This window comes from Endozoicomonas sp. GU-1 (genome assembly GCF_027366395.1).
GTDB lineage: Bacteria > Pseudomonadota > Gammaproteobacteria > Pseudomonadales > Endozoicomonadaceae > Endozoicomonas.
Genome location: NZ_CP114771.1, coordinates 2641558 through 2667620, shown reverse-complemented (window position 1 = coordinate 2667620; position 26063 = coordinate 2641558). Strand labels below are relative to the sequence as shown.

General features: G+C 50.1%; 33 protein-coding genes and 1 pseudogene. 22 read left to right on the top strand and 12 right to left on the bottom strand.

What is annotated here, in order from left to right:
• Nucleotides 1–203 precede the first annotated feature (203 nt).
• The 5 genes from dcuC (at nt 204) to O3276_RS10985 (ending at nt 3110) form a co-directional block, all read left to right on the top strand.
• Nucleotides 204–1577 (top strand): C4-dicarboxylate transporter DcuC, encoded by a 1374-nt coding sequence (gene dcuC, locus O3276_RS11005; protein ID WP_269675661.1) that lies wholly within the window; start codon nt 204–206, stop codon nt 1575–1577.
• 302 nt (nt 1578–1879) lie between these two features.
• Nucleotides 1880–2125: a DUF433 domain-containing protein gene (locus O3276_RS11000; RefSeq protein ID WP_269675660.1), complete on the top strand. Its 246-nt coding sequence runs from the start codon at nt 1880–1882 to the stop codon at nt 2123–2125.
• On the top strand, nt 2122–2451 hold the full coding sequence (locus O3276_RS10995) for a DUF5615 family PIN-like protein (RefSeq protein WP_269675659.1): 330 nt from the start codon (nt 2122–2124) through the stop codon (nt 2449–2451). The genes O3276_RS11000 and O3276_RS10995 overlap by 4 nt, the downstream gene beginning before the upstream one ends.
• A 129-nt stretch (nt 2452–2580) precedes the next feature.
• Nucleotides 2581–2802, top strand: coding sequence for a hypothetical protein (locus tag O3276_RS10990; protein ID WP_269675658.1), 222 nt, complete (start codon nt 2581–2583; stop codon nt 2800–2802).
• Complete coding sequence (locus O3276_RS10985) at nt 2778–3110, top strand: type II toxin-antitoxin system PemK/MazF family toxin (protein WP_269675657.1); 333 nt, start codon at nt 2778–2780, stop codon at nt 3108–3110. The genes O3276_RS10990 and O3276_RS10985 overlap by 25 nt, the downstream gene beginning before the upstream one ends.
• Nucleotides 3111–3229: 119 nt before the next feature.
• Here the strand turns inward: O3276_RS10985 and O3276_RS10980 are convergent, their stop codons facing one another.
• Together O3276_RS10980 and O3276_RS10975 are read right to left on the bottom strand one after the other, a co-directional pair.
• Complete coding sequence (locus tag O3276_RS10980) at nt 3230–3523, bottom strand: antitoxin (protein ID WP_269675656.1); 294 nt, start codon at nt 3521–3523, stop codon at nt 3230–3232.
• Entirely contained in the window at nt 3513–3791 is a 279-nt protein-coding gene (locus O3276_RS10975; RefSeq protein WP_269675655.1) for a hypothetical protein, read from the bottom strand. The genes O3276_RS10980 and O3276_RS10975 overlap by 11 nt, the downstream gene beginning before the upstream one ends.
• A 118-nt stretch (nt 3792–3909) precedes the next feature.
• On the opposite strand from O3276_RS10975, the gene O3276_RS10970 reads away from it, so the two are divergent.
• On the top strand, nt 3910–4059 hold the full coding sequence (locus O3276_RS10970; protein ID WP_269675654.1) for a hypothetical protein: 150 nt from the start codon (nt 3910–3912) through the stop codon (nt 4057–4059).
• Between the two features lie 18 nt (nt 4060–4077).
• Here the strand turns inward: O3276_RS10970 and O3276_RS10965 are convergent, their stop codons facing one another.
• Nucleotides 4078–5502, bottom strand: coding sequence for a transposase (locus O3276_RS10965; RefSeq protein ID WP_269672517.1), 1425 nt, complete (start codon nt 5500–5502; stop codon nt 4078–4080).
• A 210-nt stretch (nt 5503–5712) separates the two neighbouring features.
• Between O3276_RS10965 and O3276_RS10960 the strand changes: the two genes are divergently transcribed.
• From O3276_RS10960 to O3276_RS10940, 5 genes are all read left to right on the top strand, one after another.
• Nucleotides 5713–6054, top strand: a complete 342-nt coding sequence (locus tag O3276_RS10960; RefSeq protein WP_269675653.1) for a UPF0175 family protein — start codon at nt 5713–5715, stop codon at nt 6052–6054.
• Nucleotides 6047–6292: a PIN domain-containing protein gene (locus O3276_RS10955; RefSeq protein ID WP_269675652.1), complete on the top strand. Its 246-nt coding sequence runs from the start codon at nt 6047–6049 to the stop codon at nt 6290–6292. Before O3276_RS10960 ends, O3276_RS10955 begins: the two co-directional genes overlap by 8 nt.
• Nucleotides 6261–6554 carry a PIN domain-containing protein gene (locus O3276_RS10950; protein WP_269675651.1) on the top strand — a complete coding sequence of 98 codons (294 nt, stop codon included), beginning with the start codon at nt 6261–6263 and terminating at the stop codon, nt 6552–6554. The genes O3276_RS10955 and O3276_RS10950 overlap by 32 nt, the downstream gene beginning before the upstream one ends.
• Nucleotides 6555–6869: 315 nt before the next feature.
• Nucleotides 6870–7136, top strand: a complete 267-nt coding sequence (locus O3276_RS10945) for a BrnT family toxin (protein WP_269675650.1) — start codon at nt 6870–6872, stop codon at nt 7134–7136.
• A complete protein-coding gene (locus tag O3276_RS10940; protein ID WP_269675649.1) occupies nt 7123–7398 on the top strand; it encodes a BrnA antitoxin family protein in 276 nt (91 codons plus the stop codon). Before O3276_RS10945 ends, O3276_RS10940 begins: the two co-directional genes overlap by 14 nt.
• Before the next feature lie 174 nt (nt 7399–7572).
• Here O3276_RS10940 and O3276_RS10935 read toward each other — a convergent pair whose 3' ends face one another.
• Both O3276_RS10935 and O3276_RS10930 read right to left on the bottom strand, forming a co-directional pair.
• The gene (locus tag O3276_RS10935; RefSeq protein ID WP_257266113.1) at nt 7573–7824 is read right to left on the bottom strand and encodes a BrnA antitoxin family protein; all 252 of its coding nucleotides are present in this window, start codon (nt 7822–7824) and stop codon (nt 7573–7575) included.
• The gene (locus tag O3276_RS10930) at nt 7802–8080 is read right to left on the bottom strand and encodes a BrnT family toxin (protein ID WP_269675648.1); all 279 of its coding nucleotides are present in this window, start codon (nt 8078–8080) and stop codon (nt 7802–7804) included. The genes O3276_RS10935 and O3276_RS10930 overlap by 23 nt, the downstream gene beginning before the upstream one ends.
• A gap of 276 nt (nt 8081–8356) precedes the next feature.
• Between O3276_RS10930 and O3276_RS10925 the strand changes: the two are divergent.
• Nucleotides 8357–8848 (top strand): annotated as a pseudogene (locus O3276_RS10925) (IS110 family transposase); the annotation flags it as partial.
• A 14-nt stretch (nt 8849–8862) separates the two neighbouring features.
• On the opposite strand, the gene O3276_RS10920 reads toward O3276_RS10925, so the two are convergent.
• On the bottom strand, nt 8863–9639 hold the full coding sequence (locus O3276_RS10920) for an IS5 family transposase (protein WP_269671653.1): 777 nt from the start codon (nt 9637–9639) through the stop codon (nt 8863–8865).
• 101 nt (nt 9640–9740) lie between these two features.
• Between O3276_RS10920 and O3276_RS10915 the strand changes: the two genes are divergently transcribed.
• From O3276_RS10915 to O3276_RS10900, 4 genes are all read left to right on the top strand, one after another.
• A complete protein-coding gene (locus O3276_RS10915; RefSeq protein WP_269675968.1) occupies nt 9741–10298 on the top strand; it encodes an IS110 family RNA-guided transposase in 558 nt (185 codons plus the stop codon).
• Between the two features lie 1043 nt (nt 10299–11341).
• Nucleotides 11342–12604 (top strand): group II intron reverse transcriptase/maturase, encoded by a 1263-nt coding sequence (gene ltrA / locus O3276_RS10910; protein ID WP_269673511.1) that lies wholly within the window; start codon nt 11342–11344, stop codon nt 12602–12604.
• Between the two features lie 139 nt (nt 12605–12743).
• Nucleotides 12744–13049, top strand: a complete 306-nt coding sequence (locus O3276_RS10905; RefSeq protein WP_269675647.1) for a hypothetical protein — start codon at nt 12744–12746, stop codon at nt 13047–13049.
• A 148-nt stretch (nt 13050–13197) separates the two neighbouring features.
• Nucleotides 13198–13773: a hypothetical protein gene (locus O3276_RS10900; protein WP_269675646.1), complete on the top strand. Its 576-nt coding sequence runs from the start codon at nt 13198–13200 to the stop codon at nt 13771–13773.
• Nucleotides 13774–14109: 336 nt separating this feature from the next.
• Here O3276_RS10900 and O3276_RS10895 read toward each other — a convergent pair whose 3' ends face one another.
• Nucleotides 14110–14310, bottom strand: a complete 201-nt coding sequence (locus tag O3276_RS10895; RefSeq protein WP_269675645.1) for a hypothetical protein — start codon at nt 14308–14310, stop codon at nt 14110–14112.
• 108 nt (nt 14311–14418) lie between these two features.
• Here O3276_RS10895 and O3276_RS10890 point away from each other — a divergent pair, with 108 nt between their 5' ends.
• The 4 genes from O3276_RS10890 (at nt 14419) to O3276_RS10875 (ending at nt 19740) form a co-directional block, all read left to right on the top strand.
• On the top strand, nt 14419–16473 hold the full coding sequence (locus O3276_RS10890; protein WP_269675644.1) for a TcfC E-set like domain-containing protein: 2055 nt from the start codon (nt 14419–14421) through the stop codon (nt 16471–16473).
• 2 nt (nt 16474–16475) lie between these two features.
• Complete coding sequence (locus O3276_RS10885) at nt 16476–17570, top strand: hypothetical protein (RefSeq protein ID WP_269675643.1); 1095 nt, start codon at nt 16476–16478, stop codon at nt 17568–17570.
• A gap of 268 nt (nt 17571–17838) precedes the next feature.
• On the top strand, nt 17839–18621 hold the full coding sequence (locus O3276_RS10880) for a helix-turn-helix transcriptional regulator (protein ID WP_269675642.1): 783 nt from the start codon (nt 17839–17841) through the stop codon (nt 18619–18621).
• A 468-nt stretch (nt 18622–19089) separates the two neighbouring features.
• On the top strand, nt 19090–19740 hold the full coding sequence (locus O3276_RS10875; RefSeq protein WP_269675641.1) for a hypothetical protein: 651 nt from the start codon (nt 19090–19092) through the stop codon (nt 19738–19740).
• Nucleotides 19741–20025: 285 nt separating this feature from the next.
• On the opposite strand, the gene lptB is transcribed toward O3276_RS10875, so the two are convergent.
• From lptB to O3276_RS10850, 5 genes are all read right to left on the bottom strand, one after another.
• A complete protein-coding gene (lptB, locus tag O3276_RS10870) occupies nt 20026–20751 on the bottom strand; it encodes an LPS export ABC transporter ATP-binding protein (protein WP_269675640.1) in 726 nt (241 codons plus the stop codon).
• Nucleotides 20752–20867: 116 nt separating this feature from the next.
• A complete protein-coding gene (gene lptA, locus O3276_RS10865) occupies nt 20868–21413 on the bottom strand; it encodes a lipopolysaccharide transport periplasmic protein LptA (protein WP_269675639.1) in 546 nt (181 codons plus the stop codon).
• A gap of 52 nt (nt 21414–21465) precedes the next feature.
• Nucleotides 21466–22047, bottom strand: coding sequence for an LPS export ABC transporter periplasmic protein LptC (gene lptC / locus O3276_RS10860; RefSeq protein ID WP_269675638.1), 582 nt, complete (start codon nt 22045–22047; stop codon nt 21466–21468).
• A gap of 78 nt (nt 22048–22125) precedes the next feature.
• Nucleotides 22126–23100, bottom strand: a complete 975-nt coding sequence (locus O3276_RS10855; RefSeq protein WP_269675967.1) for a KpsF/GutQ family sugar-phosphate isomerase — start codon at nt 23098–23100, stop codon at nt 22126–22128.
• Nucleotides 23101–23202: 102 nt separating this feature from the next.
• On the bottom strand, nt 23203–24165 hold the full coding sequence (locus O3276_RS10850) for a calcium/sodium antiporter (RefSeq protein WP_269675637.1): 963 nt from the start codon (nt 24163–24165) through the stop codon (nt 23203–23205).
• A gap of 253 nt (nt 24166–24418) precedes the next feature.
• Here O3276_RS10850 and O3276_RS10845 point away from each other — a divergent pair, with 253 nt between their 5' ends.
• Entirely contained in the window at nt 24419–25267 is an 849-nt protein-coding gene (locus O3276_RS10845; protein ID WP_101745736.1) for an ATP-binding cassette domain-containing protein, read from the top strand.
• Nucleotides 25268–26062, top strand: a complete 795-nt coding sequence (gene mlaE / locus O3276_RS10840) for a lipid asymmetry maintenance ABC transporter permease subunit MlaE (RefSeq protein WP_269675636.1) — start codon at nt 25268–25270, stop codon at nt 26060–26062. It begins immediately after the preceding gene.
• The last annotated feature ends 1 nt before the right edge of the window (nt 26063 follow it).

Here is a 26063-nt window from a genome sequence, read left to right as displayed (position 1 = left end):
CAAAAAATGTGCAAAGATTGAATACGATGAAATTACGTGTGTTTTTGTGTGGGTTGTAAGCGCTTTCCGTCTTTAAAGTTCGGTCATAACGACTGTCAGAATGGTTAAAAAGAACTACCCGATCATTATTTGACATTGGTCATTTACAACCAATAGCTCAAGAAATAACCTGCGCGCAATTTAGCCATTTTCAGGATTCCCCTGTGGATATACTCATTGTCATACCCGTAGTTGCACTGGTTATCTACGCCATCGTGAAGAACTACAGTGCATCGGCTTCGCTGGCTATTGCCGGTATTGTCCTGCTAAGTGCCGCCGCGGTGATGGGGATAAAAGATATTCTGCCAGCGGCCAAGGCCACCGGTTTTATCCCCTTTGACCTGTTTCAACTGATGAACACGGTATTCAGCTTCCGCATGGCCAGCCTGGGTCTGACCATCATGGCCTGTGGTGGTTTTGCCAGCTATATGTCCCATATCGGTGCCTCAGAAGCGCTGGTTCGACTGGCCGTCAAGCCCATCAGCCGTTTTCGCTCACCTTATATGGTACTGGCGCTGTGTTATCTGCTCAGTGTTGTGCTGCAAATGTTCGTCACCTCGGCAACGGGCCTCGGTCTGCTGTTGATGGTGACGCTGTATCCGGTGCTGAGAAATATCGGTTTAAGCCCGGCTTCAGCGGTTGCCGTGATTGCTTCTCCGGCGGCATTTGAAATCGGTGTCACCCAGGTGAATGCCAATTTTGCCGCCAGCCAGTCCGGACTGGAAATTACCGAATACTTCCTGGATTATCAGGCCTGGATCACCTTCCCCATGGCGCTGGTGGCGGCGGCCCTGCACTTTGTCTGGCAGCGTCGGTGCGATCTGAAAGATGGCTACAGGGTTGCCGAGCATGTGGGTGAGGGCATCGAACCTACAGACGGTGACCAGAAAGACCCGGCCCCGGCATTCTATGCGCTGCTGCCCATGATTCCTTTCTTCCTGTTGTTGATCTTTTCCAAAATGATGGTGTCGTCTATCAAAATGAACCTGGTCATGGCCATGCTGATCAGCGTATTTGTCGGCATGCTCTGTGAAGTGATCCGTACCCGGAAAATGAAACAGTCCCTTGATGGCTTTGATCAATTCCTCAATGGTATGGGCGCTGTTTTTGGTCCGGTGGTAGGTCTGATAATCGGTGCTGAAATTTTTGCCACAGGGTTAAAGCATATTGGTGCCATTGACTCCCTGCTCGGTTCTGCCCAGGGGCTGGGTATCGGTGCTGCCGGTATGACGCTGTTTATGGCCACGCTGATTGCTGTTGCGGCCATTATGATGGGCTCTGGCAATGCGGCCTTCCTGTCATTTGCCACCCTGGCACCAGAGGTTGCCAAAAGCTTTGGTGTGCCTGCGGTGGCCATGCTGCTGCCCATGAACTTTGCCGCTTCCATGGGCCGTTCCATGTCCCCCATCTCGGCGGTCATTATTGCCTGTGCCGGTATTGCCAAAATCTCACCGTTTGAAGTGGTGAAAAGAACCTCGGTACCGATGATTGGTGCGTTTGTGGTTGGTATGGCGTTGCATCTGATTTTGTTTGTCTGATCCTTTTCTCCCCCGCCTGGCGGGGGCGTTTTTTTAATATGATCCTGCGTTGTTCTCGGACAGGGTCCTGGTACCCGAACATCCCGCTCAGTGCAGCATGGGTATCAACGCTTTTACGCGAAAAATAGGAAAAAAAATAGGACACCCACAAATTCAATCACTAATGACAAATTTATGGATGTCTTTTTCTCCTTCACTTTTCTCCTTCACTTTTCTCCTTCACTTTTCTCCTTCATTCTGACCCCGATTTCCCTTGGCAATGACATGCCTCATCAGGCTTGCTAGACTTCACCGACACATATGTGGAAGTTGAAGAGGGTATTAGCATGGAGCGTCAAGATCATTTGCAATACATAGAAATCAACCCAGAAAAACGGTTTGGTAAGCCCTGCATAAAGGGGACAAGAATAACAGTTACCGACATTCTGGAGATGATGGCCGAGGGTATGAGCCAGAATGAAATTCTTGAAAATCATCCCAACCTGGGCGCAGAGCACATTAAGGCAGCTTTGTTGTATGCAGCCAGTACGGTCAAGGGTGCAGCATGATGCTGCTACTTGATGAAAACCTCTCCCCACGACTGATTGCACGAATAGATCTCACTTTTCCGGGTAGCCTGCATGTTATTCATGCCGGGCTGGACAATTCACCAGATAATGAACTGTGGTGTTATGCGAAAGACAATGGTTTCGCCATTGTCAGCAAGGACAAGGATTTTTTGTCGATGCTGGAAAAGCGCGGCCACCCACCAAAAGTGATACATTTGTCACTGGGCAATGTCAGGCTGACAGTTGTTGAAAACACGTTGATAGAGAACAAACAGGAAATCTATGCACTTCTGCAAGGCTCAAGCAAAGGGCTGCTTGTTTTATGAGTGCAATTGACCGCATAGAAGGTTGAGAGGGTTGATTGTTCCCAAAAAGAAGTATCAAGATTCAAGACTTGACCCCGATTTTCTAACCGCCCTAACCTATCAAAACAGGATCAATTTAAGGAAAAGCCAATGCCTACCACCTATGAGACAAAAACAGATGAGCGGGGCAACCTGTGCCTGCCATCCAATATAAAACTACCGCAAGACTGTCGTATCCTTGTTACGGTTCTTGATGAACCGCCCAAGTCGCAACAGGCCAATGATGAAGCGTTGCTGAGTGAGCAAGTACTATCAGAAGACTGGGATAAACCAGAAGAGGATGAGGCATGGTCAACCTTGGGCAGGGAGTAATTGTTCCGGTTAAATTTCCCTTTTCAGATCTGACTCGAACAAAGCGAAGACCGGCATTGGTTCTGGCTTATGCTGGCAAGGGTGACTGGGTATTGTGCCAAATCACCAGTAAAGCCTACGGTGATCAAAACGCAGTGGTTATCCAAAAAGAAGATTTCGCCCAAGGTGGATTATCGCTAACCAGCTACGCCAGACCAGGTAAATTATTCACAGCAAATGATACCCTGCTCGAACCCCCGGTAGGAAAATTAACCAAAGAGAAACACCAAAAAATAATTGACGGGATAATAGCCATTTTAAAAAAATAGCGTTGATAAAATGAAAACAGGGAAGAATAGGACACCCACAAATTCAATCATCAATGACGAATTTATGGGTGCCCTTTTCTCCTTCAAAGAAAGACTTGACCCGATTTCTTTGGAGGATGTCAAGAGCCTGGCCTCACCTCCACCAACGAACCAGAAAGATACTTATGGATAATACTGGAAACCAATGTCTGATAAGGGATGCCTTCACGCAGAGCCCGGGACTGGATGGCCAGCAAATCACGGTGGGAGATACGGATGTTGATGCGCTTATCCTTTTTAAAAGTCCCAGCAGCAACACTCTCCAGCTCTGCTTTGCGTTCCGGAGTCAGCGTGGACTGATAGTCACCTGCTTCCAGGGCATCAAGTAGTGACTGTTCTTCTCGATCCAACGTATTTTTTTTGTCATGAATCACCCTCCAGATAATCTCGGGTAAACTGTCGGCTCGGTATCAGGGTCTTCAGGAAGACCTCCTTTTCGTTCTCGACGTAGGGTACCAGCCAGGCATAGCCCATCACGTTAACAACAAACACCCGCTGGTGCGGGTAGTCAACAACGTTAGGATGGGCAATATCATCCAGAAGGTCGCCGTTTTGAATATGAAAGATAACTTCTTCAAATGATTTACCGCACTGATCAATTAGCTGTTGGTTCTTCTCGGCATTCCAGTTAAAGCTTTTCACAGAGCCAGTATAATGAATGTGTGCACTTTGTCATCAAATATTATCCAGTAGCCCCGTATCCAGTACATCATCAATCTTGTCCTCAGTGTCGCCCAGGCAATAAACACAGAGCAAGATTATGCAACGTCAAGAATCAAGAACCCGATTTTTGACCCCGATCATCGACCCTGCTGAGCATGGGGTGATTGAATATATCGACAGCGTCCTCAAAGGCAATGCCGTGTTTGTGAATATTTGCCTGATTTATTCCCCAAATATTCATCTATAATACTCGACTCTCAAGTTTCTAATGCACAAGTGTTTGATATTCCGGTAAACGATACTTGAGTGAAGCAGTTGGCATCATTCTCCCCAGCTCCCTGCCCGCCATATGCTTGCTGGATATTCTCACTGGCCGGTAGTCTTCCAGAGACTCCGTCAGCTTCTTGAACTGCTCCTGAGGATTTTCTGAATCCACAACTGTCCGGATGATATCCAGCAACGCATCGATTCTGAGCTTCTCGACCAGACAGCCAACGGTAAGCGCAGGCTGCTTGTGTTCCAAGCGGGCAGATTGTTCAGGATGAAGGAGCAACATATGGTCACACAGCACGCTCAGGATCACGCCACGCTCAGACCCTTCAATGCCTTGCTGCAAGGCTCTGTTGCACCAGCCTTCATGAAGTTTCCAGTCCTCAAAGAACACCTCGATCAACCACCTCAGCGTGTGAAGCCGGGCAATATCATCATGACGCCAGGAAACATCCGTGGCGGCCAGATAGCGATAGTCGTCCTCTCCCTCGTATTTCAAAGCAATAATAAATCGCTTCTGCCCATGGGCTTTGACCTTGAGACGGGCAGACAATACCGTCACCTTTTGCTCCTTTCCTCCTCGTATGACCAGAGTTTTTTTAACGCCAGGCCCGAGATAACTGTCAAAATAGGTCTTCAGATTAACTTCTTTGTTTTTGTAGATCACCGTCTGGTTCCAACGGAGCTGGCTAACAACCTGTGTTCCCGAGAAGACTGAGGAAGCTCCATCCATAAAATGGGCATCACCATAGAGAGCGTCCGCCAGGATGCCGGTGACGTTTATATCAGGAAAGTGGCGTTGGAAGGCCTGAATCAAATCCAGCGCCAGTAGCTGTTTTGTTGGGTACTCACTGTTGGGCTTTGGCTTGGGAGGTCGATCCTTTGGAGGAACTCCCTGTTTTTTCAACAAGTCTCTTTTCTTCCGCCATTCGGTCATCTTCGGGTCAGGCATATAGAACCGGAAGTCAATGGGAATGGTCACCAGCGGGGTTTGTAAAACCAGAAAGACCAGCTCCTGACCGTTGACATAACCACTGGTCTTCTTCTCCCTAATCTTGTGGGTCTTGCCTATCTTTTTGGTTCGTTTGCATCGTGAGCGCCCGGTGTCGTCAATAAGAAGATTTCCCTCTGATAAACCATAGCGGCCAATAATGACGAGAACACTGATGCGTAGCAGTAGATGCCAGACAATTTCGGATCGGTAAAACATCCACCATAAGGCGGCTGATGTGTATTGGCCAAGGCTTCGACGTTCCATGGTTGCCCAACAGAGCTTCTGCGTCAGAATCATTGCCGAAATGACAAATGCCAGAAAATAGCGTTGCTTGGTAGTCAGTCGCTGAGCTTGCGGAGCACGGCGTAAGGCTTGATCGAGATGATCAATAAATTGAGTAGCGCAGGGAAGAATACGTATAACCATGGTCACATGAATGTTGCCAATACATTACTTTGCAACCAAGCTTGGTACAGCAGGCCTCCTGTTGCCACGATGAAGACTCTGCGCAGCTAAAGTCCGAGTAGCGGCAGTGAGACCTGCTCAAATTTGACCCAATAGTCAGACTAAAACTTTAGAGTCGAGTAATAGGTACACACTTTCGGACACAAAATTATTATCCACAAGGAACAAACCATGGGCATTGATACAACACCAGCAGTTTTCGGCATAAGGGAGCTCAGAGAAAGATCCAAGGAACTTAGTGATGTTGCCCAGTCGGGCAAATTAGCCGTATTTACCCGTTACGGGGCACCTCTTATGATCGGCGTGCCGGTCACCAATACCCTGCTGGAAAAAGGGGTCCACACCAGTCTTGCAATCAGTTTGTATGAAGCGGGCGTATTAACACTGGCAAAATCAGCCCAACTCGCCGACCTATGCCTGGAAGACTTTATGAAGCTGGTATCAAGCCTTGACATTCCCATTGCTGATTACCAGCCCGGCGATCTGGAAAAGGAGTTAAAGCACTTTGACTAAAATCATCGTTGCTGATGCCAGCCCACTGATCGCCCTGGGCCAGACGCCAGTTCTTAATCATCTGAAACAACTGAATCTGATATTAATGGCTCCCGCCACTGTACTCAATGAGTGCAAAGTACCCGGAAAACCAGCCTGCCACGCCATTGAAAGTACTGTCCATTGCGGCACCATAAAGCCCATCGCACCAGCCAGACAATCACCCTTTGCTGCAACAATTACAAGCCCTACTGGATAACGGTGAAGCGCAAGCCATTATTGCCGCCATGCAGCTCAACGCCTGCATCATGATTGACGAGAAAAAAGGGCGCAGAGAGTCCTGCAAAAGAGGCCTCAAAGTCATCGGCAGTTTGACATTATTGCTTCAAGCCAGAAGACAAAATCTCATAGGGTCACTCAAACCTATCACTGATGGCCTCCGGCAGAATGGCATTCGATATTCAGACTCAGTCATTCATGAATTACTGGAGCTTGAGGCAACATTATTAAAGGCCCGCTGACCGTGATCCGTAAAAGCTTTTATCTTGTCTTTCACGGACAACGGACAGCGGACAGCGGAACACGGTCAACGGCTTTCAGGATAGTTCACCCAAAAACCGTTGAATCTTTATTGGGCTATTGAAGCTAACATCAAGAATCAGGACCTGACCCCGATTTTCCGATTTTCGTTGCCACGGCTTGGTAGATAAAAAGTGGGTGTCCTTTTCTGTTTTTTTTCTTTTCTTCGGTCATGAACAACCAACTATGCTGAGTGCCGGACCCTGTGGGATGGCTATTAACTGGCGGGTTTTATTTTTTGTACATACAATAAATCCATGAAGTACGAGTATGATGCTGACAAAGACGCCACCAACCAAGCCAAGCATGGCCTGTCGCTGTCTGAGGCTGAGCACCTGGAATGGGACACGCTCTGGGCATGGCAAGACCGTCGCTATAACTATGAAGAGCAAAGGATGGCAGGCCTGGCGTACCTTGGGTTGCGTTTGTGTTGTGTCGTCTACACCGATCGCGGGGATGTTCGCCGGATCATTAGCCTGAGAAAAGCCAACAAACGGGAGATGAAGCGCTATGCCAAAGCTTAAGCCGGGCACTATATGGCCCACCGATGAAGAAGACGCCGCCATCAATGCCGGGATCGCGGCCGACCCGGACACCTTTGAGATCACTGATGAGATGTTTGAGCAAAAGCGAGCCTCAGGTCGACCCAAGGCGGAGGAGACCAAGGAACGCATTACCATACGATTGTCGCCTGAAGTGATTGCGTATTTCCGTGCCACAGGCAAGGGATGGCAGACCCGTATGGACGATGCATTAAAGGAGTATGTAGCTACCCGGCATTCCTGATCTGTGTCCAACAGGCTGTTGGACAAATTCCCTGGGGGCATAATTTACGTGTGCGTGTGGAGGGGGTCATGAAGTCGTTTCAAGATTCAAGACCTGACACCGATTTTGACACCGATTTTTTCTCCGGAGGTAAATTTATGGGTGTCCTATTTTTTTCCGTTTAACACCCGCGATTCAACGGTTCTGGTGAGTTTCCATATATTTTCTCAGCAAATTGTTTATTCGGGTCTGATATCCCTGCCCCTGCCCCTTGAACCATTCCAGAACGTCGGCATCCAGTCGAATAGTCACTGGTTTTTTCACCGGTAGGTGCAGCTCGGCCTGTTGGAAAAAATTATCGTCCAGTTCAGGTATATCAGAAGTGTCGATGTCCTCGTCACTCATGGCATTGAGGCGCTCCCAGTCAGTACCGGATGTTTTCTTCATAGTGTTGAACCTCTTTCCTGGTGGCTTTTCGGGCTGAGATGATCCGTAATACATCATCCACTCGTTCGGTGTAGACCACTACGCCGGTGAGGTGGTGAATACGGCCAATGGCTACCCAGCGTTCTTCGCCATAATCGGCCCGATCATCGACCCTGCTGAGCATGGGGTGATTGAATATATCGACAGCGTCCTCAAAGGCAATGCCGTGTTTGTGAATATTTGCCTTATTCTTGTCTTCATTCCATTCACATTGCATGGTGATTTCGGTATTTACATTTGTACATACACTCAGAGGTTAGCACTTACTTTGAACAAATGAAACCAAAGACCAAGCCTGTCACATCAGGATAATAACTTCTTTACGTTTTTATAAAACCGGGGGCAAGTCTTGGTTCTTGAATAATGTCAATGCTCATTCGTTCATGGATCAAGACTTAATGGAATGGTCCGCCCCGCTCCCAAACCGGCTTCAAATGAGCCATGATAGAATGAGTTGTGCGAACATCATTCAAAATAAGAAACGGAGCGAACCATGGGCAAGCATAACAAACCAGGAGTTAGCCAAAAAGGTCAGGTTGCTTTTCTCGGAATTGATCTGAGCAAAAAAAGTTTCCAGCTGCACGGTGTTGATGCCAAAGGTAAAGTGACCATCAAAAAGAAACTCAACCGTAAGGCGCTTTTACCTTTTATTGCTAACTTGCCTGAATGTGTTATCGGCATTGAAGCCTGCGGCGGTTCGCACTACTGGTGTCGTAAGTTTACCGAACTGGGGCATGACGTTAACATTATGGCCCCCCAGTTTGTGAAGCCATATGTAAAGTCAAACAAGAATGACGCTGCTGATGCAGAAGCCATATGTGAAGCAATGCAGCGTCCCAATATGCGCTTTGTACCCACTAAAACTATTGAACAGCAGGACATTCAGAGCCTGCATAGAATACGCAGTCAGGCAGTGGCCAGAAGAACAGCGCTGGGTAACCAGATCAGGGGTTTATTAATGGAGTACGGAGTCATTATTCCTAAGAGGCTGTTTTAAAACTACTTAAACCTTCGTAGCATTATGCGAATCATGCATATATAAACGAAGGCTTCTGAACTCCTTGGCAGCTGTTCATAGTCTTTAGATAAACGTCTGGATCCTTCAAACCAGCCAAAGGTTCTCTCCACAACCCAGCGCCTGGCTTGAACGACAAACTTTCCCCGTGGGCGTTTTGTGATTTCAAGTTCCCTTTTGGGTTTGAAGCGATAAAACCACTCTTCAAGGTAACCCCGGTAGCCACAATCAGCCCAGACTTTCCGGATGTTTTTAAAGTATTTCTTAAGGTGAGCCAGTATGAATTGACCTGCAAAACTATCACTAAATGCGGCTGCGTGTACCCATACCACCAGAATCAGGCCAAGAGTATCAACAGCTATATGACGTTTTCTGCCTTTTATTTTCTTCCCGCCATCATAGCCTCGATCCCCCCCTTTTACCGAGGTTTTCACGGATTGGGAGTCAATGCTTGCTGCTGTTGGTTGTGGCTCTTTGCCCGCCTGAATTCGCACCTGGTCACGAAGAGCATCATGCACCTTCTTCCATGTGCCATCTTGTTTCCAGATTCGAAAATAGGTGTAGACAGTACTCCATGGTGGAAAGTCAGAAGGCAGCATTCGCCACTGACAGCCTGTTTTAGTGAGATAGAATATGGCATTCAATATCAGACGATAACTCCAGTCGCGTGGTCGCCCATTTTTTGGAGTATCATAGCCAGGGTCAGGGAATAGAGGCTTGAGGATTGCCCACTCGTCATTGGTCAGGTCGGATGGATACATAATTATCCTCCTTAAACTAATCAGATACTGTAGTTATAGACGACGTTGAGTTTTTTATCCTGAGTTAATGGTCAGTAACTTTTACAACAGTCTCTAAGGGAATATCCTTTGTTCGTAAACAGATTCCTCTGATTCTGGAAGATGCAGAAAACGGTTTAACAGTGCTGTTCCGTGAACTCCTCAGTGAGCTATATGATGACATGGAGCATCTGGATAAGCGGATAGCAAAGCTTGAGAAAAAGCTCGAAACTATTGCGGCCAATAATGAAGCCTGTCAGCTTTTACTAACCATACCCGGCATTGGGTTACTCAGTGCTACTGCTCTGTTCGCGGCGATTGGAGATATATCGGCATTTAAAAATGGCCGGGAAATGGCGGCCTGGCTGGGCCTCGTACCAAAGCAGCAGTCTACCGGTGGAGTGCCTACCTTGCTGGGTATCAGTAAGCGGGGAGACACCTACCTGAGAACCCTGATGATACACGGTGGCAGAACTGTTGTCAGGGTAGCCGACAAACACGACGATCGACGTAATAATTGGATTCAAGAGCTTGATAAGCGTCGTGGCAAGAATATATCAGCAGTGGCTGTTGCCAATAAAAACGCTCGCATTGCCTGGGCTGTGTTGACCAAGAAAGAGCCGTACAAGGCAGCAGCATGAATATAGGCATTAAACTATTAAACATTTGTCGTTAGACAAGAAAAGCAAAAGCGGTTAATCAGTGTAAGAAGCCTGCAACGAGTTGCGTGGATAAAGTTCAAATGATGGCATAAAAGGTAAGACCTGCACTCCCTTGAACCTGACCGGGGTCAGGGCCCATAAAGGCCGAAGACTTGATGAGGTGGGAGTGAGCGGATTCCATCAGGGCCAGAGGCATTGAGACCTCACCCCAAAGGCCGGATATATGGAAGCATTACTCTTTAACGTCATGATGGAAAACTTTTCCTTGCAATGCGGGGCGGACCATATATGACCCTGATTTATTGATGGCCTCCGGCAGAATGACATTCGATATTCAGACTCAGTCATTCATGAATTACTGGAGCTTGAGGCAACATTATTAAAGGCCCGCTGACCGAGATCCGTAAAAGCTTTTATCTTGGTACGCCCGGCATGGGCATGAACTGATGGGGTGAAAGTCCCCTGTGGGAGAACCTACATCTGACTGGCGGTAAAGACGCCTGCTGATGACAACCACTAGCTTAAGGCAAGTGCAGTCCCGCGAGGGGCTGTGCGGAGGCAGTCTGAGTGCAAAGGTGCGAGCCGACGTACAGAAATCGCATACAAGGCTGAGTCTCTGGGCGAGTGAGCCAAGGATCACAAAGCCCTCTGGTTCGTGAGACACGGTAAATGCGGCGGTTGTGCACTGAAAGTCCATGTTCTTATCCGGGGAGATCTGTTCAACATGCGATTGGTAAGTTCCCAGTTCTCAGCCACTGGTTACAACAGGCTCGGCGAACAGTGACTCATCATCCTGTTCGAGCAAACCCGATGGCAACCAATAGCGCCAGCAGAGGCAACTCCGCGTGGTGATTGGACAGAAGTCAGCAGAGGCCATAGTAGCTGTACGACAAAAGTCATTAATGGACGGGAAGTCGTCAGCGAAGGGCCGAACATCGATGACAAAGAGGAGACTGATTCCCTCAGGGCGATGCAGCCGTCCGGCGACTCACCGTACCTGGCGACAGAATCTTTGACCAGCTTTGAACCATGATCTACTAAATTGCGTACTTGAACCGGCTAATCTGGCAAGCGCATGGAAACAGGTCAGAAGCAACAAGGGTGCTCCGGGTATCGATGGAGTCACCATTGAAGCTTATCCAGACTTTGCCAAACAGCATTGGCCTTCAGTGCGTCAAGCCTTATTGGACGGAACCTATCAGCCGTCACCCGTGCGCCGGCATGTAATAGAAAAGCCGGACGGCGGTGAACGCTTGCTGGGAATCCCAACCGTGATCGACAGGGTCATACAGCAGGCCATTGTGCAGGTGCTGACGCCTGTCTTTGACCCGGGATTTTCCCCAAACAGCTTTGGCTACCGACCGGGACGGTCAGCACACGACGGAGTTCGTCAGGTTAAGCAGTTGATCAACGGGGGGCTACATTACGCCGTTGACGTTGATCTGAGTAAATTCTTTGATACGGTTAATCACGACGTTTTGATGTCGAGGGTCTCCCGTAAGGTCCGCGACAAACGCCTTCTGAAACTGATTGGTCGCTACCTGCGCTCCGGAGTCATGATTGAGGGCAATGTCTACCCGACCAGGGTTGGCATGCCACAGGGTGGGCCTTTATCACCCTTGCTGTCTAATGTGGTCCTCGACGAACTCGACAAGGAGCTTGAATATCGGGGTCATTGCTTTGCAAGATACTGTGATGATTTTGTGATTCTCGTCAAAAGTCAGCGTGCAGGGGATCGGGTGATGCACAGCATTACCCAATTCATTGAACGCAAATTGAAACTGAAGATTAACTCCCGGAAAAGTAAAGTTGTGAAAGCAACAGAAAGCGAATTCCTGAGTTTCACCTTCACAGGGAAGAAAGTTCGCTGGGCCCAGAAGTGTCTGGACCGATTCAAATACCGGATACTCAAGTTGACCAGTCGTCGCTGGGGTGTCTCAATGCAACATCGGTTACGCAAACTGGCGCAATATATCCGGGGTTGGATGGGGTATTTTCGGTTATCGGAATATTACCGACCAATTCCCCTGCTGGATCAATGGATACGTCGGCGAATCCGTTGCTGTTTTCTGAAGCAATGGCGCAAGCCGAAAACCCGTTTTAAGCATCTGGTCAGGTTAGGCGTTGATAAAGTGAACGCCGCCAAGATCGCAGCCAGCAGCAAAGGGTATTACCGTCTGAGTAAAACTTATGCGGTACAACAGGCACTGAATAACAATTACCTCGCGAAAATTGGGCTTGTTTCATTGAAAGACTTATGGATCAGGTTTCACCATCATCGTTGAACCGCCCGGTGCGGACCCGCATGCCGGGTGCTGTGGGGAGGGCTGGAGAAAGACCAGCCCTTACCCGATTCTTTTACGGACAGCGGAACACGGTCAACGGCTTTCAGGATACTTCATCCAAAAACCGTTGAATCTTGATTTGACTATTGAAGCTAACATCAAGAATCAGGACCTGACCCTGATTTTTCCTGATTTTCAATTTTTGCCCCCGATTTTGATCTGGATCAAATATGACCCCGATATTTTTGATCTTTTGTCGTTTTTGACCCCGACTTTTTGCGGACTCTTGTCTTTGTTTTTAATGGGTTTTTATGCCTTTTCGGGGTGGGTTGATAATGAGCGAAAAAACGCTTGCGCGATTTACGTATATGTTGAAAAATGCAGTCAAAGGGCGCAGGGCTGGTTGTTGGAGGTGGCTGTTAAAGCAAACAGTCTGTCCTCGTAGTAAAGCCAGCCGGTGGCTTGCAGGCAGTGAGTGATTGGCGGTAGGGTTTCGCCCTTTTCTGTTCACAAATTGCCACTAATTAAACGACGATATACGTTTGATGATAACAATAGGTAACTTGCAGCTAACCATTGCAAGGGGGCGTCACATGAATAAATTTAAGATATTGGCTTTGGCAGCAGCAGTTTCTGCGGGGTTGTTGGGGTCTGCTGGGGTGATGGCGGCTAATCAGGGAGATCTTGATACAACGTCCAAGGGTGACTTTTACATCAATTATGTCAAAGGTGAAAATGCCAGAATTTGGGGACTTGAAGACTTGGCGATGGATGATACTCATCTCACGGGAGCGGAAAAGACTCAGGAAATATGCATATATTCTAACAAGAACAATACATCCAATGCCTATGAATTGACTTTGGAAAGTGCTAATTCATTTGTGCTTAAAGACCAAAGTGAGACTCCCGAATCTAACATAGCTTATAATATCAAGGTTGACGGTATTGGTATTGGTGTTGGCTCATTAGATTCAACTGATAATAACGGTACCACAGATACGTACACTGATAATTTGAATGCTGGAGCCATCTCGTCTCAGCCAAATCCAGGGTTAGAATGTTCGGCAAGTGCACGTAATGCGAAAATTTCTGTATGGTTTGGTTCAGCGCCTAATGTAGCAACAGGCTATTTCACTGATCTGATAACCATGACAGTTGCACCACAGTAAAACTGAAAAAATCTGGGAAAAACCGGGGTCAAGTCTTTCTTCTTGACAGATAAACAACCACCCCCACCCCCAACAACCACAACCCCCAACACCGGCAACCCCCCAGGTTGCCGTTTTTTAACCCTCAGGTAATGAGGTAGTAACGAAGTACCCACCCGGTACAACTCAATAACCTGTGGCAGATTCACCATTATGCGTCGTTGGCAGTATTACTTTACCGAGTTTCTAACGGTCTCCATCACCTTAGTCACTCCCCTTGCGTTGGCCGACACCCCGGTATTCCTTGCTGCCACCAACCCACCCCCCGGCTTTGAAGAACTCAGCGCCACCCAAAGCTCACTGGTGGATATCTATTTCGGCAACCGCTACATCGGCTCGCAACTGGCGGCGTTCAGCCCCGGTATCATTGAACTGCCCGACCCAGCATCCCTGGTGCGCCAAATTGGCGACCTGAGTGAAACCACCCTGATCACCAGCGCCCTGAGCGGTGAGCTGGACAGCCACGGCGAGCTGGTCTGCCCACCCAACAGCACACAAAACTGCGGCCTGCTGGAAACCTCTGTAGCCGGAGTAGTTTTCGACGAATCCCGCTTCCGTGTTGATATATTCGTCAACCGTCGTTTTATGCAGACCCGCGCCGCCGAGGTGCGTAAATATCTGCCACCTTCGGATGCCGGGTTTTCCATGATGCAAAACCTCTCGGCAGCCGTCAGCGGCTCCACCGGCAGCGACAACAGCTACACCATCAACGGCCTGACCACCGCCGCCTGGCGGGAGAACAGCCTGTACTGGAGCTGGGACTACTCCGACAGCAACCGGTTCTCAGTCAACCAGATCTATGGCCAACGGGACTTTGAGGGGGTGGAGTACAACGTCGGCCTGCTCTCCACCAGTGGCTTTGGCCTGAACTTCACCGGCGACCAGCCGGTGCTTGGGCTGCGCATCAATAGCTCCAACAATACCCGGGAAGACCTGGACTTCTCCGGCGGCATGCCGGTGACGGTATTTTTGCCCACCCGGGGCCGGGTGGAGGTGCGCCGGGATGACCGACTGATCGACAGCGCCTTTTTCGAGGCTGGCTCCCAGCAGCTGGACACCAGCAGCTTTCCCAGTGGTGCTTACGATATTGAGATTCGTATTCTCGATGAGAGCGGCAACCTGCTCTCCAGCGAAACCCGTTTCTTTGCCAAACAGAGCCAGATTCCACCAGTAGGCGAATGGCTGTTCTTTATGGAGTCGGGTCGGGTGCTTGATCGCACCAGCGACCGGGCACTGCCCGAGGTCACCGACCAGTGGCTGAACCGGGTCGGCGTCAGTCGCCGCCTGCACGATACCGTAGCGGCCACGGCCGCCATAGCGGTGAGCAGCGACGATGCCCTGTCGGAATTCGGGCTGTTCCACTTCGGCCCCCTTTATGACATTGAGCCGTCGCTGATGCTCGGGGATAACGGCACTGCAGGTCTGAGTGTCAACGGTCGTTTGACCCTGGGGGATCTCTCCCTCTCCGGCAACTTCCGCCGGGTATGGCGCGACCAACCCAGGGTTGAACCTGACGACGGTGTCAGCCTGCTCGGCAACGCCTTTGAGCAGCACGCTTTTTCCACCGGCATGCCCCTGTTCGATGGCAGCCTGAACTATCGCTACAGCATGAACCAGGGCTATGACGACGATAACAGCGCCCAGGACCCGACCCGCACCCACAGTCTGGGCTATCGCCGTACCCTGTTCCGCACCTTTGATTATGATGCGGATATCAGCTTCAGCCTGAGCAAATCCGGTGATGATCAGATTGGGCTGGTCAACATCAGCTTCCGCTACCGCACCGACCACTGGAACTTTAACGCCACGCCACGGGCAGAAGTGACCCGCCGGGATGGGGAGAGTGATTCCAGCCAGCGTCTGCGCCTGTCCACCTCCTGGGAGGACCGCGAGCTGCTGGCCAGTGACCTGCGGTTTGATGCCGGGGTGGAAGGCGGCACCGGTAACGAGCGTATCGACGGCAGCGTGCAGTACGCCAACCACTATGGCCGGGCCAGCTTCAGTGCCAGCCACAGCCGTATTGAAGGTAGCGGCACCACCAACTGGGGTGGCAGCATGAGCACCAGCTTCCTGACCGACGGTGAGGTGTTCGCCCTGGGCGGCGAAGACCGCTCCGAAAGCGCCCTGGTGGTTAATCTTGAAGGTCGCGCCGGTGATGTCTTCGATGTGCGGGTAAACGGCCAGCGTCGTGGTTATGCGGTGGCCGGTTCACCGTCGATTATTGGTCTCTCGCCCTATGATCAGTACCGGGTCACCCTCAGCCCGGCCGGTGAAACCCTCTACAGTTTTGATGAACGGGAAAAGGTGGCCACCCTCTACCCCGGCAATGTGGTGACGCTGGATTATCAGGCGATACCATTGCAACTGCTGTTTGGACGACTATTGTTTAATGGTCGGCCGCTGACAGACGCTCGTATCAATGGCGGTTTGCTGCCCGGTAGCACCGACGATATTGGTATGTTCCAACTGGAAGCACGCTCTGATGTGGGCACCTTGCAGGTGGAGATGGACAACGGCTGGCTCTGCCCACTGCCGGTGCAGACAATGGACGAGGGCTATGTGTTACAAATGGGGACCATTGATCTGGCCGATGCCGAGTGTACGACGGTGTTGGAGGGGCAGTTGGCGGTGAGTAAGCGAGGAGCTGGTGAGTTAAGGTAGTTATGACAGCAGTAATCAAAAATTGGGTTTGTTGGGTAAGCTGTGTTTTGTTTTTGGGTTTGTTGGGTCCGTTGGAGGTCAGTGCTTTGCAGTGTGTGCCAGCCAACCCAGACAACAATAACCCGCAACCTTCAACGGGAGTGTCCGTTTGTGAGGGAGGAGGAGGGCCGCTACTTGATCAGCCCCTTTCAGCAATGACTGTATCATATCCGAGTAATGGTTCGTTTACTGTAACAAAAGAATTCCAAATACGTTCTTGCGGTCGTTTTGGTTGTGCACGACCAGCCTATTTTAACGTGCGCAGTGCTGGAGTCACACTCAACAATGCTACCTCAGAAATACCTCTCACCGTTTCTATCGAGCAGACAGAATTCGAAAAGAGTGTGGATTTCCCGGTAGATAACGCATGTAATTCTGATAATTGTGACTTTCGGGGTGCTGGGACTGGGGAGGGGGCTGCGAATCCGCAATTATTGCGTTGTGAAGAGTGCCTTGACTTTAAACTCACTATAGGAGCTAACCTGAATGACCTGATCAAAGAAGGTAAGCTGACGCAGTCAGGCAAGCATTCTGGCACATTGACTTTTATCATAGATCAAGCGCCCAGCACAGCAGGCATTACTGCAGGTGATGCCAATGTTGATTGGCCTGTTAATCTTTATATAGAGCTTGATATACCGGATTTTATTCAGATCAGTGGCCTTGGAGATATGACGCTGAACAGCAGCGATGGAACGGGAACTCAACGGTTCTGTGTATATACTACTGTTGCTCAAACTTTTTCTTTAATGCCTGCTAGCAAGAATGGTGAACCGGACCAGGGAGGGCTATGGTCCGATTTTCGCTTATCTAATGAGGCTGAAAATTATCTTAGATATTCAATGAATATTGATGACGGAACCAAAAATTATTCTTTTTTCTGGGGCTCGTATAATGGTTCTCTCCCTCCTGTACACACCGGATGGAAGCCGTCGAACGTGCTTGATTGCAGTGCTGGTAAAAATATGGAGTTGACTATTTCCATTTATGATGACATAGATGCTGCTCCTGCTGGTGTTTACAGTGATACTATGGAAATCACTGTTTATCCTGAATGATTCCCGTCTAACCAGAAAGAAACGCTGGGGCAGGTCTTGTAATACCCGTCGCCCCTTCACTAACCCGGAAATGGCAAAAACCGGGGCTAGGTCTCGAATGAGTTCAAATGTCAGACTTGCCGGAAAAGTGGCATGTCGTATGTTGATCTGCGTCATCCGCAAAGGAAATAATATTTGTCCATTGTCGGTTATCTGATATTTTAGCCGAATAATCTGCGGGTTTTGATTTTGCATCGCAATATTTGATGAATAATGTTTTGGTGGTGCTATGGATGCACAGGTTACTGAAAGTCTATTCCCCTCGATTATCCCGGCAGAAACTAACCCTCTGGAGCCCATTCCCCTCGCCGAATTAACCCGGCAGATGTGGCAGACCTTTGAGCGGATGGGGTTTAATGGCTTCCTGTATTACGGCATTCTGGATGAAATACCGTCTCCGGACTGGCGGTTTTTTTCCAACCAGCCCATGCAGCAGCATGAACACCGTTATATCGGTACGATGCGCATAGAGACCCTGGCTAACTACCATCAGCAAACCGGTGGTGATGAGCGCATCCGACAACAGATTTTTTCTGCCCAACGGTTGTTTCAGCGTGAGCCTTTAGACCACCGTATTCAGCAACAACGAAAAATACTGGATTTTTTTACTGCCCTGGATATTCACTCGCAACTGTTTGTGCCGGTTTATGGCCTGGCCGGCAGAGGCTGGCACGCTCAGTATATGTTGAACAGCCCGCTGTCTGACCAGGAGCTGGCCAGCTGGCTGAAGGATTACCAGGTATCGTTGTACAACGCCTGCTTCTATTTTCATACCCTGTTAATGCGTGACTACAGTTACCTGTTTAATCCCTGGCTGAACGATAGGGTCAGTGACCGGGCGCTGGATGTGCTGACGCTGACGGCTAACGGCCTGGGCAGCAAAGAGGTTGCCAGCAAAATCAACCTCAGTGAGAAAGGGGTGAACTATCACCTGAACTATTTGCGCGAGTGGCTGGGTGCTGAAAACCGGGTGCATCTGGTGGCTCTGGCCAAAGATATGCGTATTATCTGATGCTATTCTCGGACAGGCTCCTGGCATTAATGACATAGAAGATAAAATTGACCAGGATCAATAACCGGACATATCTGGCATTTTTGCCAGTTAACTTTGCCTGACTCATCTCCCATTATCGAATCACAGAGCGCAATTTTCTGGCGCTGTGGGTGTGTCGTGCTGCATGAATGCTTTGCTGATCAGCTGGAACCTGAGCAAAAAAATAATGTGTTTTTTCTAAAGGCATTTGGCAGGATCAGCCTTTTTTACTATCAAGTTCCATATAACCAGCTTTACCCGGATATTTCATAAACTGTCCCGAATCTCGCGCAGGACTTTGTCGCTCTAAGGGATTTTGTGAGGGAGCGCCGTACCGGGGAGTACGGTCGACTGAGCAAAACTCCCTTAGAGCGGCAAAGGACAAGCGAGATTGGGAGCACGTTTATGAAATATCCGGGTTATATAACATACCAGTGGAAATGAGTTATGTTTAAAAAAACAATGATGGCTGCTTTTGTTTCACTTGCGCTTCAGGCTAATGCTGCAGATACCGCTGTAGAAGTGGGGATGTCTACCCTGGGGGCCGGTATTACCGGCTCCTATCGGCTAATGGACTCTATGGTGCTGAGGGGGCAGTATAATTATTTCACTTTTGGCACCGATTTCGAGGAAGATGAAATCGAGTACGATGCTGACCTGGAGCTTTCATCTTTTGGGGTAATGGCTGACTGGTATATGTTTGACAACAGTGGTTTCAGGCTTACCGCAGGCGCTTATTACAATGGTAATGCCCTTGAAGGTGAGGGCAAGCCAAAGAACGGGAATAACTTTGAGATTGGTGGCACTCCTTATGCGCTTGATCGGCTGGATGCAGATGTTGAATTCAACAGCTTTGCACCCTATCTCGGCATGGGCTGGACATCAGGCTCTGCGGGGACAGCCGGTTTTATCTTCAGCGCTGATCTTGGCGTGCTTTATCAAGGCTCAGGGGATGTCTCCCTGAAAGCATCCGGAGCAGCAACTGGTTTACCGGGCTTCAATGAAGATTTAAAAGAAGAAGAACAAAAGCTGGAAGATGAGTTAAGTGGTTATAAAGTATACCCGGTAGCCTCTATTTCAATGGGTTATCGTTTTTAGTATCCCGTCATTCAGAAGTTGCAGCCCACCACCCGTGGCCTGACAGTTACCTTTCTCAAAAGGGCTCTGTCAGGCCAGGTGCTGCTGGTGTCAGTTCCGGGAGACTTTGTTATTTCAATGAGATTGACTTGTACCATCTCCGTTTATCCTGAGCGGAGTCGAAGGGTGTCTGGCACGATCTATCATGGGCCGGAGTTTACGCCCATCGACAGGCTCAGGACGAACGGAGATGGTACGCATCAAACTCACCGAAATGATGTACTGGCTGCGGCTGGGAACACAGAGTTACAAGCTGAACTGGTGCCCAAGATAAACGTCACGAACCGTCTGGTTGGACAGTACCGTATGGCTGTCGCCTTCTGCGATGATATGCCCTTCGCTGACGATATAGGCCTTCTCACAGATATCCAGTGTTTCCCGGACGTTATGGTCGGTGATCAGTACCCCGATACCCCGGTTTTGCAAATGACGGATGATGGACTTGATATCGCCAACGGAGATCGGGTCAACGCCGGCAAAAGGTTCGTCCAGCAGAATAAAGGTCGGGTCAGTGGCCAGTGCCCTGGCAATCTCTGCCCGTCTTCTTTCACCGCCGGATAGTGCCATGCCGGCACTGTCACGAATATGGCCAATATTGAACTCATCCAGCAGCGACTCCATTTTTTCGGCGCGCTGCTGTTTATTGAGGTCTTTCCTGGTTTCCAGAATGGCCAGGATATTGTCCCGCACGGACAGACGACGAAATATAGAGGCTTCCTGGGGGAGGTAACCGATACCGGCACGGGCTCTGTGGTGCATGGCCTGAAAGGTCAGGTCCTGCTGATCAATGCTGACTTTGCCGCCATTGGCTTTTACCAGCCCGACAATCATATAAAAACAGGTGGTCTTTCCTGCACCATTAGGGCCCAGCAGGCCAACGATTTGACCACTGTTAACCTGTAGAGAGACATCTTTCACCACCTCTCTGCCTTTGTAGCTTTTGCTAAGATGTTCTGCCTTGAGGGTTGCCATCCGGTTGTCTGTTAACCTGAGTGTGAAAACAAAGTGTGTTGTTTAGAGCGCTGCCCGCTGCCCGAAAAAGATAAGACTAATGCTTTTACGGGCGGCGGGTAGCGGGCAGCGTTCGATTATTTCGTGCTGGCCGCTTTTTCCTGACGGGGTTGAATGACCATCTGTACCCGGCCATTGTCTCCCTGACTGGGCGTGCCTTTGGCATTGACGGTCTGCAGGGTCAGGTTGTAGTCAATCTGTTCGCCGGTAAAGGTGTCTCCCTTTTGCGAGAGCTGGGCATTTTTGATCAGTTCAATCTGGTCACTCTCCACATCGTAGCGAATGGTGTTGCCCCAGGCCTGAACCATTCCCTGTTCACCGGGTTGCAGCTCTTCATAGTAAGCCCTGGCCTTATTGCCCCGGGCAATGACCCTGGTCAACTCCCGATCCCGGGTGTAGATGGTAATAACATCACCGGTGATGCGTGTGGTGCCCTGGGTCATGACCACATCACCACGATACACAGACACCCCTTTTTTATTATCAATGTCAGCCGTGTCTGAATCGATCTGGATGGGCTGCTGGCGATCAGCGGGTAAGGCCATGGCCATAAATGGGACAAATAACAGCCCGACAAGCCATTGTTTGTTCAGGAGTGCTTTTGCTTTTGGTCGTCGTGTCATGGGTTATCGTTTCCCTGACAGGGAGATATCAATGATTGTGTGAATGATCAGCTTACTCAGTCTCATAGACTCCCCGTACTCTGGACTTTAATTGAATCTTTCCCTGCTGGTACCAGGCGGTCATCCCAATGGCTCGGGTCTCTCCGATGTCGCTGGTGATCAGCACAGGACGATCGGTATCGGCAATTTCCTTATCCGTCGCAATGGTCAGGAAATCGGTGTCCATTCTGAGTTTTTGCTCATAGCCCTGTTGCCTGACGGACGGGCTGCTCTGGATAACCACGACATTATCCCACAGTTCAATATCTTTGCCACCGGGCAGTAATTTTCCGTTATCTGACGTTGACACAGTGAGTTGTCCACTGTCACTGAGGTTCGTCAGAGTAGGTTGTTGCAGGAGTGTGTTGTCATTGTGGGGGTAATGGGTAATGCTGTCCGACTGCAACTGGTATTGCAGCGCTCCGGTAGCGTCGTACTCCTTAACCAGGGCGTCCACCAGAAAGTAGTCGGCATCCTGGCGGATGATTTCCGAGGGGCTGGCACTGACCGTTACTATTGCACCGTCGTAGGTCCAATAGCCAGCGGCCAGCAGTAGCAGGATTGCAGCGATAATAAGATGATTGCGAGAGGTCATCCGGGTTCCGAAACTGATAGCCTTGGGCTGATAAATAGCCTTGAGCCTGATAAATACCTTGAGCCTGATAAAAAGCGTTTAAACCACGCCCGCTTTCAGCAAGTCATGCATATTAATGGCACCAACAGCATGTCGCTCATGGTCAACACAGATAAGCGCATTGATTTTGCGATCATCCATAATTCTCAGTGCTTCAGCGGCAAGAATATCAGGGGTAATGGTGGTGCACTTGATGGTCATTACCTCGTCGATGGTCGTGTTGTGCGGGTCAACTCCGTGATCCAGTGCACGACGAAGATCACCGTCGGTAAAGACACCAACGACCACGTTGTGGTCATCAATAATGGAGGTCATGCCGAGACCTTTTCGGGTCATTTCCAGCAGCGCTTCACCCAGGCGTGTACCTTTTTTCACCGTCGGGATTCGATTGCCGTCATGCATGATATCCTGCACTTTCAGTAGCAGCCTGCGACCCAGGGCGCCGCCGGGGTGGGAAAATGCAAAGTCTTCTGCGGTAAAGCCTCGGGCTTCCAGCAGCGCAATGGCGAGCGCGTCACCCATAACCAGTTGAGTGGTGGTGCTGGATGTGGGTGCCAGGTCCAGTGGGCAGGCCTCTTTATCAACCCCTGTGTTCAGGTTTACTTCAGCGGCTTGCGCCAGTGTTGACGCGGGTTTGCCGGTCATGCTGATCAGCGCAGCCCCCATTCGTTTGAACAGCGGCAGCAAGGTGATGACTTCGCCGGTTTCACCGGAGTTGGAAATAGCCAGCACCACATCGTCTGCGGTGATCATGCCCATGTCACCATGGCTGGCTTCGCCGGGATGGACATAAAACGCCGGTGTACCGGTACTGGCCAGGGTGGCACTGATTTTACGGGCGATATGTCCTGACTTTCCCATCCCCACCACGACAATTCGGCCCCGGCATTCCAGCATTAACCGGCAGGCATTGCTGAAGTCTTCACCAACACGAGGCAGCAACGCTTCAATCGCATCCTTTTCGATCTGGATGGTACGACGACCAATTTCAATAAAATTCTGGTCAGAGGTCATTTCAGTAAAGCCTTTGCAGGAGCTGTCAGGATGTTGTGGCAAAGCATAACCTTTCAGACTCCGGGATAAAATAGTTCAGGGGGAGGAGCGTTCAGCTCCGGTTTAAACCGTTTGTACGTACAGCCATGTGCCATAGCAGGCATACCCTGCCAGAAAGATAATACCTGCAAAACGTCCCAGCGTTTTGGGTTTTTTACCGACGATGGCCATGGCCGCCAGCAGAACGGTAAATGCCAGCATCACGGTATAATCTCGGGAGAAAACGGATTCACTGATGGCTCCGGGACGGACCAGTCCGGGCATTGACAGAACGGCCAGCAGGTTGAAGATGTTTGAGCCCACCACATTGCCCAGGGCAATATCATGGTGGCCACGCAGGGCGCTGGCTACCGATGCAGCCAGCTCCGGCAGGCTGGTGCCAATGGCGACCACCGTCAAACCAACGATCAGCTCACTGACACCCAGCCAAGTGGCGATTTCCGTTGCCCCCCAAACCAGAATCTGGGCGCTGACCAGCAGCAGTACCAGTCCGCCCACCAGTTCCAGGTACGCTTTGGCTGAAGGCAGCTCTTCGATCTCTTCAATCTCTGCCAGAGGTTCTTCCGGGTGGGATTTTTGCCAGGTCACCATCAGATAAAGGGTAACGAACAGGCCACTGAGCAGCACCAGGCTTTCTATCAGCCCAAGGTAGTTGTTGGCAAGGCAGGCACCGGCAATCACCGTGACCAGTAACAGCCAGGGTATTTCCCGTTTGGCCAGTGCTGTTTTGACCGGCAGTGGTGCGATAAGCGCGGTTAGTCCAAGCACCAGCCCCATATTGGCAATATTGGAACCAATGGCGTTGCCAACCGCGATATCGTTGTGCCCCTGGAGAGAAGACATCAGCGATACCAGAATTTCTGGCGCAGATGTGCCGATGGAAACAACGGTCAAGCCGATCAGCATGGGGGATATACCCCAGTTTTTTGCCGTAGCGGCAGCTCCGCCAACAAAGCGGTCTGCACTCCAGGTAAGTAGTATGAAGCCAACAACAATGGCGGCTATGGCATAAATGGCAGGACTCATTCCGGGGGAGTTCTCAAGAATTCATATAAAGGAGAGAAGTGTAGGGAAAATCAGGCAGACAATGCAACTGTATTACCCTCTGAATTGATCCTGTCAGCAGAAAATTCCTCCGATATAATTTGTCTGTAGTTGTCTGGCATACGGTTTCAAGGTAATTGATGTACTGGAAGGTGCAATTAAAGTGTGAAACAGGTCATAATATTGGAACTGGAAGACTTTTACATTCTGTCTGTTGCAGGGATCTGCGAACCCAATGATGAATTCCATCTCTTCAGGTGAACAACACAGCAACGAAAACCGCACCGATAATTTTGTCGAGATTCGGGGTTTGACCTTTTATCGAGGTTCCCGGGCGATCTTCAAAAATATCGACATGGATATACCCCGTGGCAAAGTGGTGGGTATTATGGGGCCTTCAGGCACCGGCAAGACCACCCTGCTGCGGTTGATTGGCCGTCAGCTGCTACCCGACCGGGGCTCGATTGTGGTGGATGGTCAGGATCTGGCTGATCTGACGAGAGATCAGTTATTTGTTCAGCGTCGTAAAATGGGCATGCTGTTCCAGAGCGGGGCTCTGTTTACCGATTTGTCTGTTTTTGAGAATGTCGCCTTCCCCCTGCGCATTCACAGCCAGCTATCGGAAACCATGATCCGTGATATCGTACTGATGAAGCTCCATGCGGTGGGGCTGCGCGGTGCATGGTCATTAATGCCCAGTGAGTTATCCGGCGGTATGAGTCGGCGCGTTGCCCTGGCCAGGGCCATTGCCCTGGACCCTGAAATGGTGATGTACGATGAACCCTTTGTCGGACAGGATCCGATTGCCATGGGCGTGCTGGTGGAGCTGGTTCGTAAGCTGAACCAGGCGCTGGGCATCACCAGTATTATTGTTTCCCATGATCTTCATGAAACGGCCAGCATCGCGGATGTACTCTACCTGATCGCCGATGGTGAAGTGATTGGTTCCGGCAGCCCTGAGGAGATGTTGAGCTCAACGGATGCCAGGGTCTGCCAGTTTATGCAGGGGCTGCCCGACGGGCCTGTTCCTTTTCACTTTCCTGCAGATGATTATCAAAGCGACTTACTGTCTCCGGGGGTATAAATGAAACTTGATGTTCTGGACCGGCTGGCTCAGCTTGGTCAGTCAGGTCTTGGTCATGTGGAGTCCCTGGGGCGGTCCGGTATTTTTCTGTTTCTGGCGATTTTTTCCCGGGCGGGGTTCTCTGGACGTGGCGCGCTGCTGATCAGGCAGCTCTATAACGTTGGTTTTCTGTCGTTAATCATTGTATCGGTTTCCGGTCTCTTTATTGGCATGGTTCTTGGTTTGCAGGGCTACAGTATTCTGATTCGCTATGGCTCAGAGGGGTCTGTTGGTCAGCTGGTGGCCCTGAGCCTGGTGCGTGAGTTGGGGCCGGTGGTGACGGCACTGCTGTTTGCCGGGCGTGCCGGTTCTGCCCTGACCGCTGAAATCGGGCTGATGAAAGCGACCGAGCAGCTGTCCAGTATGGAAATGATCGGTGTTGATCCGTTAAAACGGGTCATTGCCCCACGTTTCTGGGCGGGGGTGATCTCTATGCCGCTGCTGGCGGCGATCTTCAGCCTGGTGGGGATTCTTGGTGGCGTCATTGTGGGCGTTGACTGGCTGGGGATTTATGAAGGTTCATTCTGGAGTGGCATGCAACAGTCGGTTGATTTTGTCGATGATGTGGGCAATGGCCTGGTGAAAAGCCTGGTGTTCGGGATTGTGGTGACCTGGATCGCTGTCTTCCAGGGGTACGATGCCGTTCCCACTTCAGAAGGCATCAGTCGTGCAACTACGAGAACGGTGGTTTATTCTTCACTGGCTGTTCTCGGATTGGATTTCATTTTGACCGCAGTGATGTTTGGTGAGCTTTAAG

What these genes read in the sequence shown, in the direction of transcription:
- O3276_RS10995 (WP_269675659.1), top strand. Translation starts at nt 2,122, where the DNA reads ATGATGCTGCTACTTGATGAAAACCTCTCCCCACGACTGATTGCACGA.
- O3276_RS10990 (WP_269675658.1), top strand. Translation starts at nt 2,581, where the DNA reads ATGCCTACCACCTATGAGACAAAAACAGATGAGCGGGGCAACCTGTGC.
- O3276_RS10985 (WP_269675657.1), top strand. Translation starts at nt 2,778, where the DNA reads ATGGTCAACCTTGGGCAGGGAGTAATTGTTCCGGTTAAATTTCCCTTT.
- O3276_RS10970 (WP_269675654.1), top strand. Translation starts at nt 3,910, where the DNA reads ATGCAACGTCAAGAATCAAGAACCCGATTTTTGACCCCGATCATCGAC.
- O3276_RS10965 (WP_269672517.1), bottom strand. Translation starts at nt 5,502, where the DNA reads ATGGTTATACGTATTCTTCCCTGCGCTACTCAATTTATTGATCATCTC.
- O3276_RS10960 (WP_269675653.1), top strand. Translation starts at nt 5,713, where the DNA reads ATGGGCATTGATACAACACCAGCAGTTTTCGGCATAAGGGAGCTCAGA.
- O3276_RS10945 (WP_269675650.1), top strand. Translation starts at nt 6,870, where the DNA reads ATGAAGTACGAGTATGATGCTGACAAAGACGCCACCAACCAAGCCAAG.
- O3276_RS10940 (WP_269675649.1), top strand. Translation starts at nt 7,123, where the DNA reads ATGCCAAAGCTTAAGCCGGGCACTATATGGCCCACCGATGAAGAAGAC.
- O3276_RS10935 (WP_257266113.1), bottom strand. Translation starts at nt 7,824, where the DNA reads ATGAAGAAAACATCCGGTACTGACTGGGAGCGCCTCAATGCCATGAGT.
- O3276_RS10930 (WP_269675648.1), bottom strand. Translation starts at nt 8,080, where the DNA reads ATGCAATGTGAATGGAATGAAGACAAGAATAAGGCAAATATTCACAAA.
- O3276_RS10920 (WP_269671653.1), bottom strand. Translation starts at nt 9,639, where the DNA reads ATGTATCCATCCGACCTGACCAATGACGAGTGGGCAATCCTCAAGCCT.
- O3276_RS10900 (WP_269675646.1), top strand. Translation starts at nt 13,198, where the DNA reads ATGAATAAATTTAAGATATTGGCTTTGGCAGCAGCAGTTTCTGCGGGG.
- O3276_RS10885 (WP_269675643.1), top strand. Translation starts at nt 16,476, where the DNA reads ATGACAGCAGTAATCAAAAATTGGGTTTGTTGGGTAAGCTGTGTTTTG.
- O3276_RS10880 (WP_269675642.1), top strand. Translation starts at nt 17,839, where the DNA reads ATGGATGCACAGGTTACTGAAAGTCTATTCCCCTCGATTATCCCGGCA.
- O3276_RS10875 (WP_269675641.1), top strand. Translation starts at nt 19,090, where the DNA reads ATGTTTAAAAAAACAATGATGGCTGCTTTTGTTTCACTTGCGCTTCAG.
- lptB (WP_269675640.1), bottom strand. Translation starts at nt 20,751, where the DNA reads ATGGCAACCCTCAAGGCAGAACATCTTAGCAAAAGCTACAAAGGCAGA.
- lptA (WP_269675639.1), bottom strand. Translation starts at nt 21,413, where the DNA reads ATGACACGACGACCAAAAGCAAAAGCACTCCTGAACAAACAATGGCTT.
- lptC (WP_269675638.1), bottom strand. Translation starts at nt 22,047, where the DNA reads ATGACCTCTCGCAATCATCTTATTATCGCTGCAATCCTGCTACTGCTG.
- O3276_RS10855 (WP_269675967.1), bottom strand. Translation starts at nt 23,100, where the DNA reads ATGACCTCTGACCAGAATTTTATTGAAATTGGTCGTCGTACCATCCAG.
- O3276_RS10850 (WP_269675637.1), bottom strand. Translation starts at nt 24,165, where the DNA reads ATGAGTCCTGCCATTTATGCCATAGCCGCCATTGTTGTTGGCTTCATA.
- O3276_RS10845 (WP_101745736.1), top strand. Translation starts at nt 24,419, where the DNA reads ATGATGAATTCCATCTCTTCAGGTGAACAACACAGCAACGAAAACCGC.
- mlaE (WP_269675636.1), top strand. Translation starts at nt 25,268, where the DNA reads ATGAAACTTGATGTTCTGGACCGGCTGGCTCAGCTTGGTCAGTCAGGT.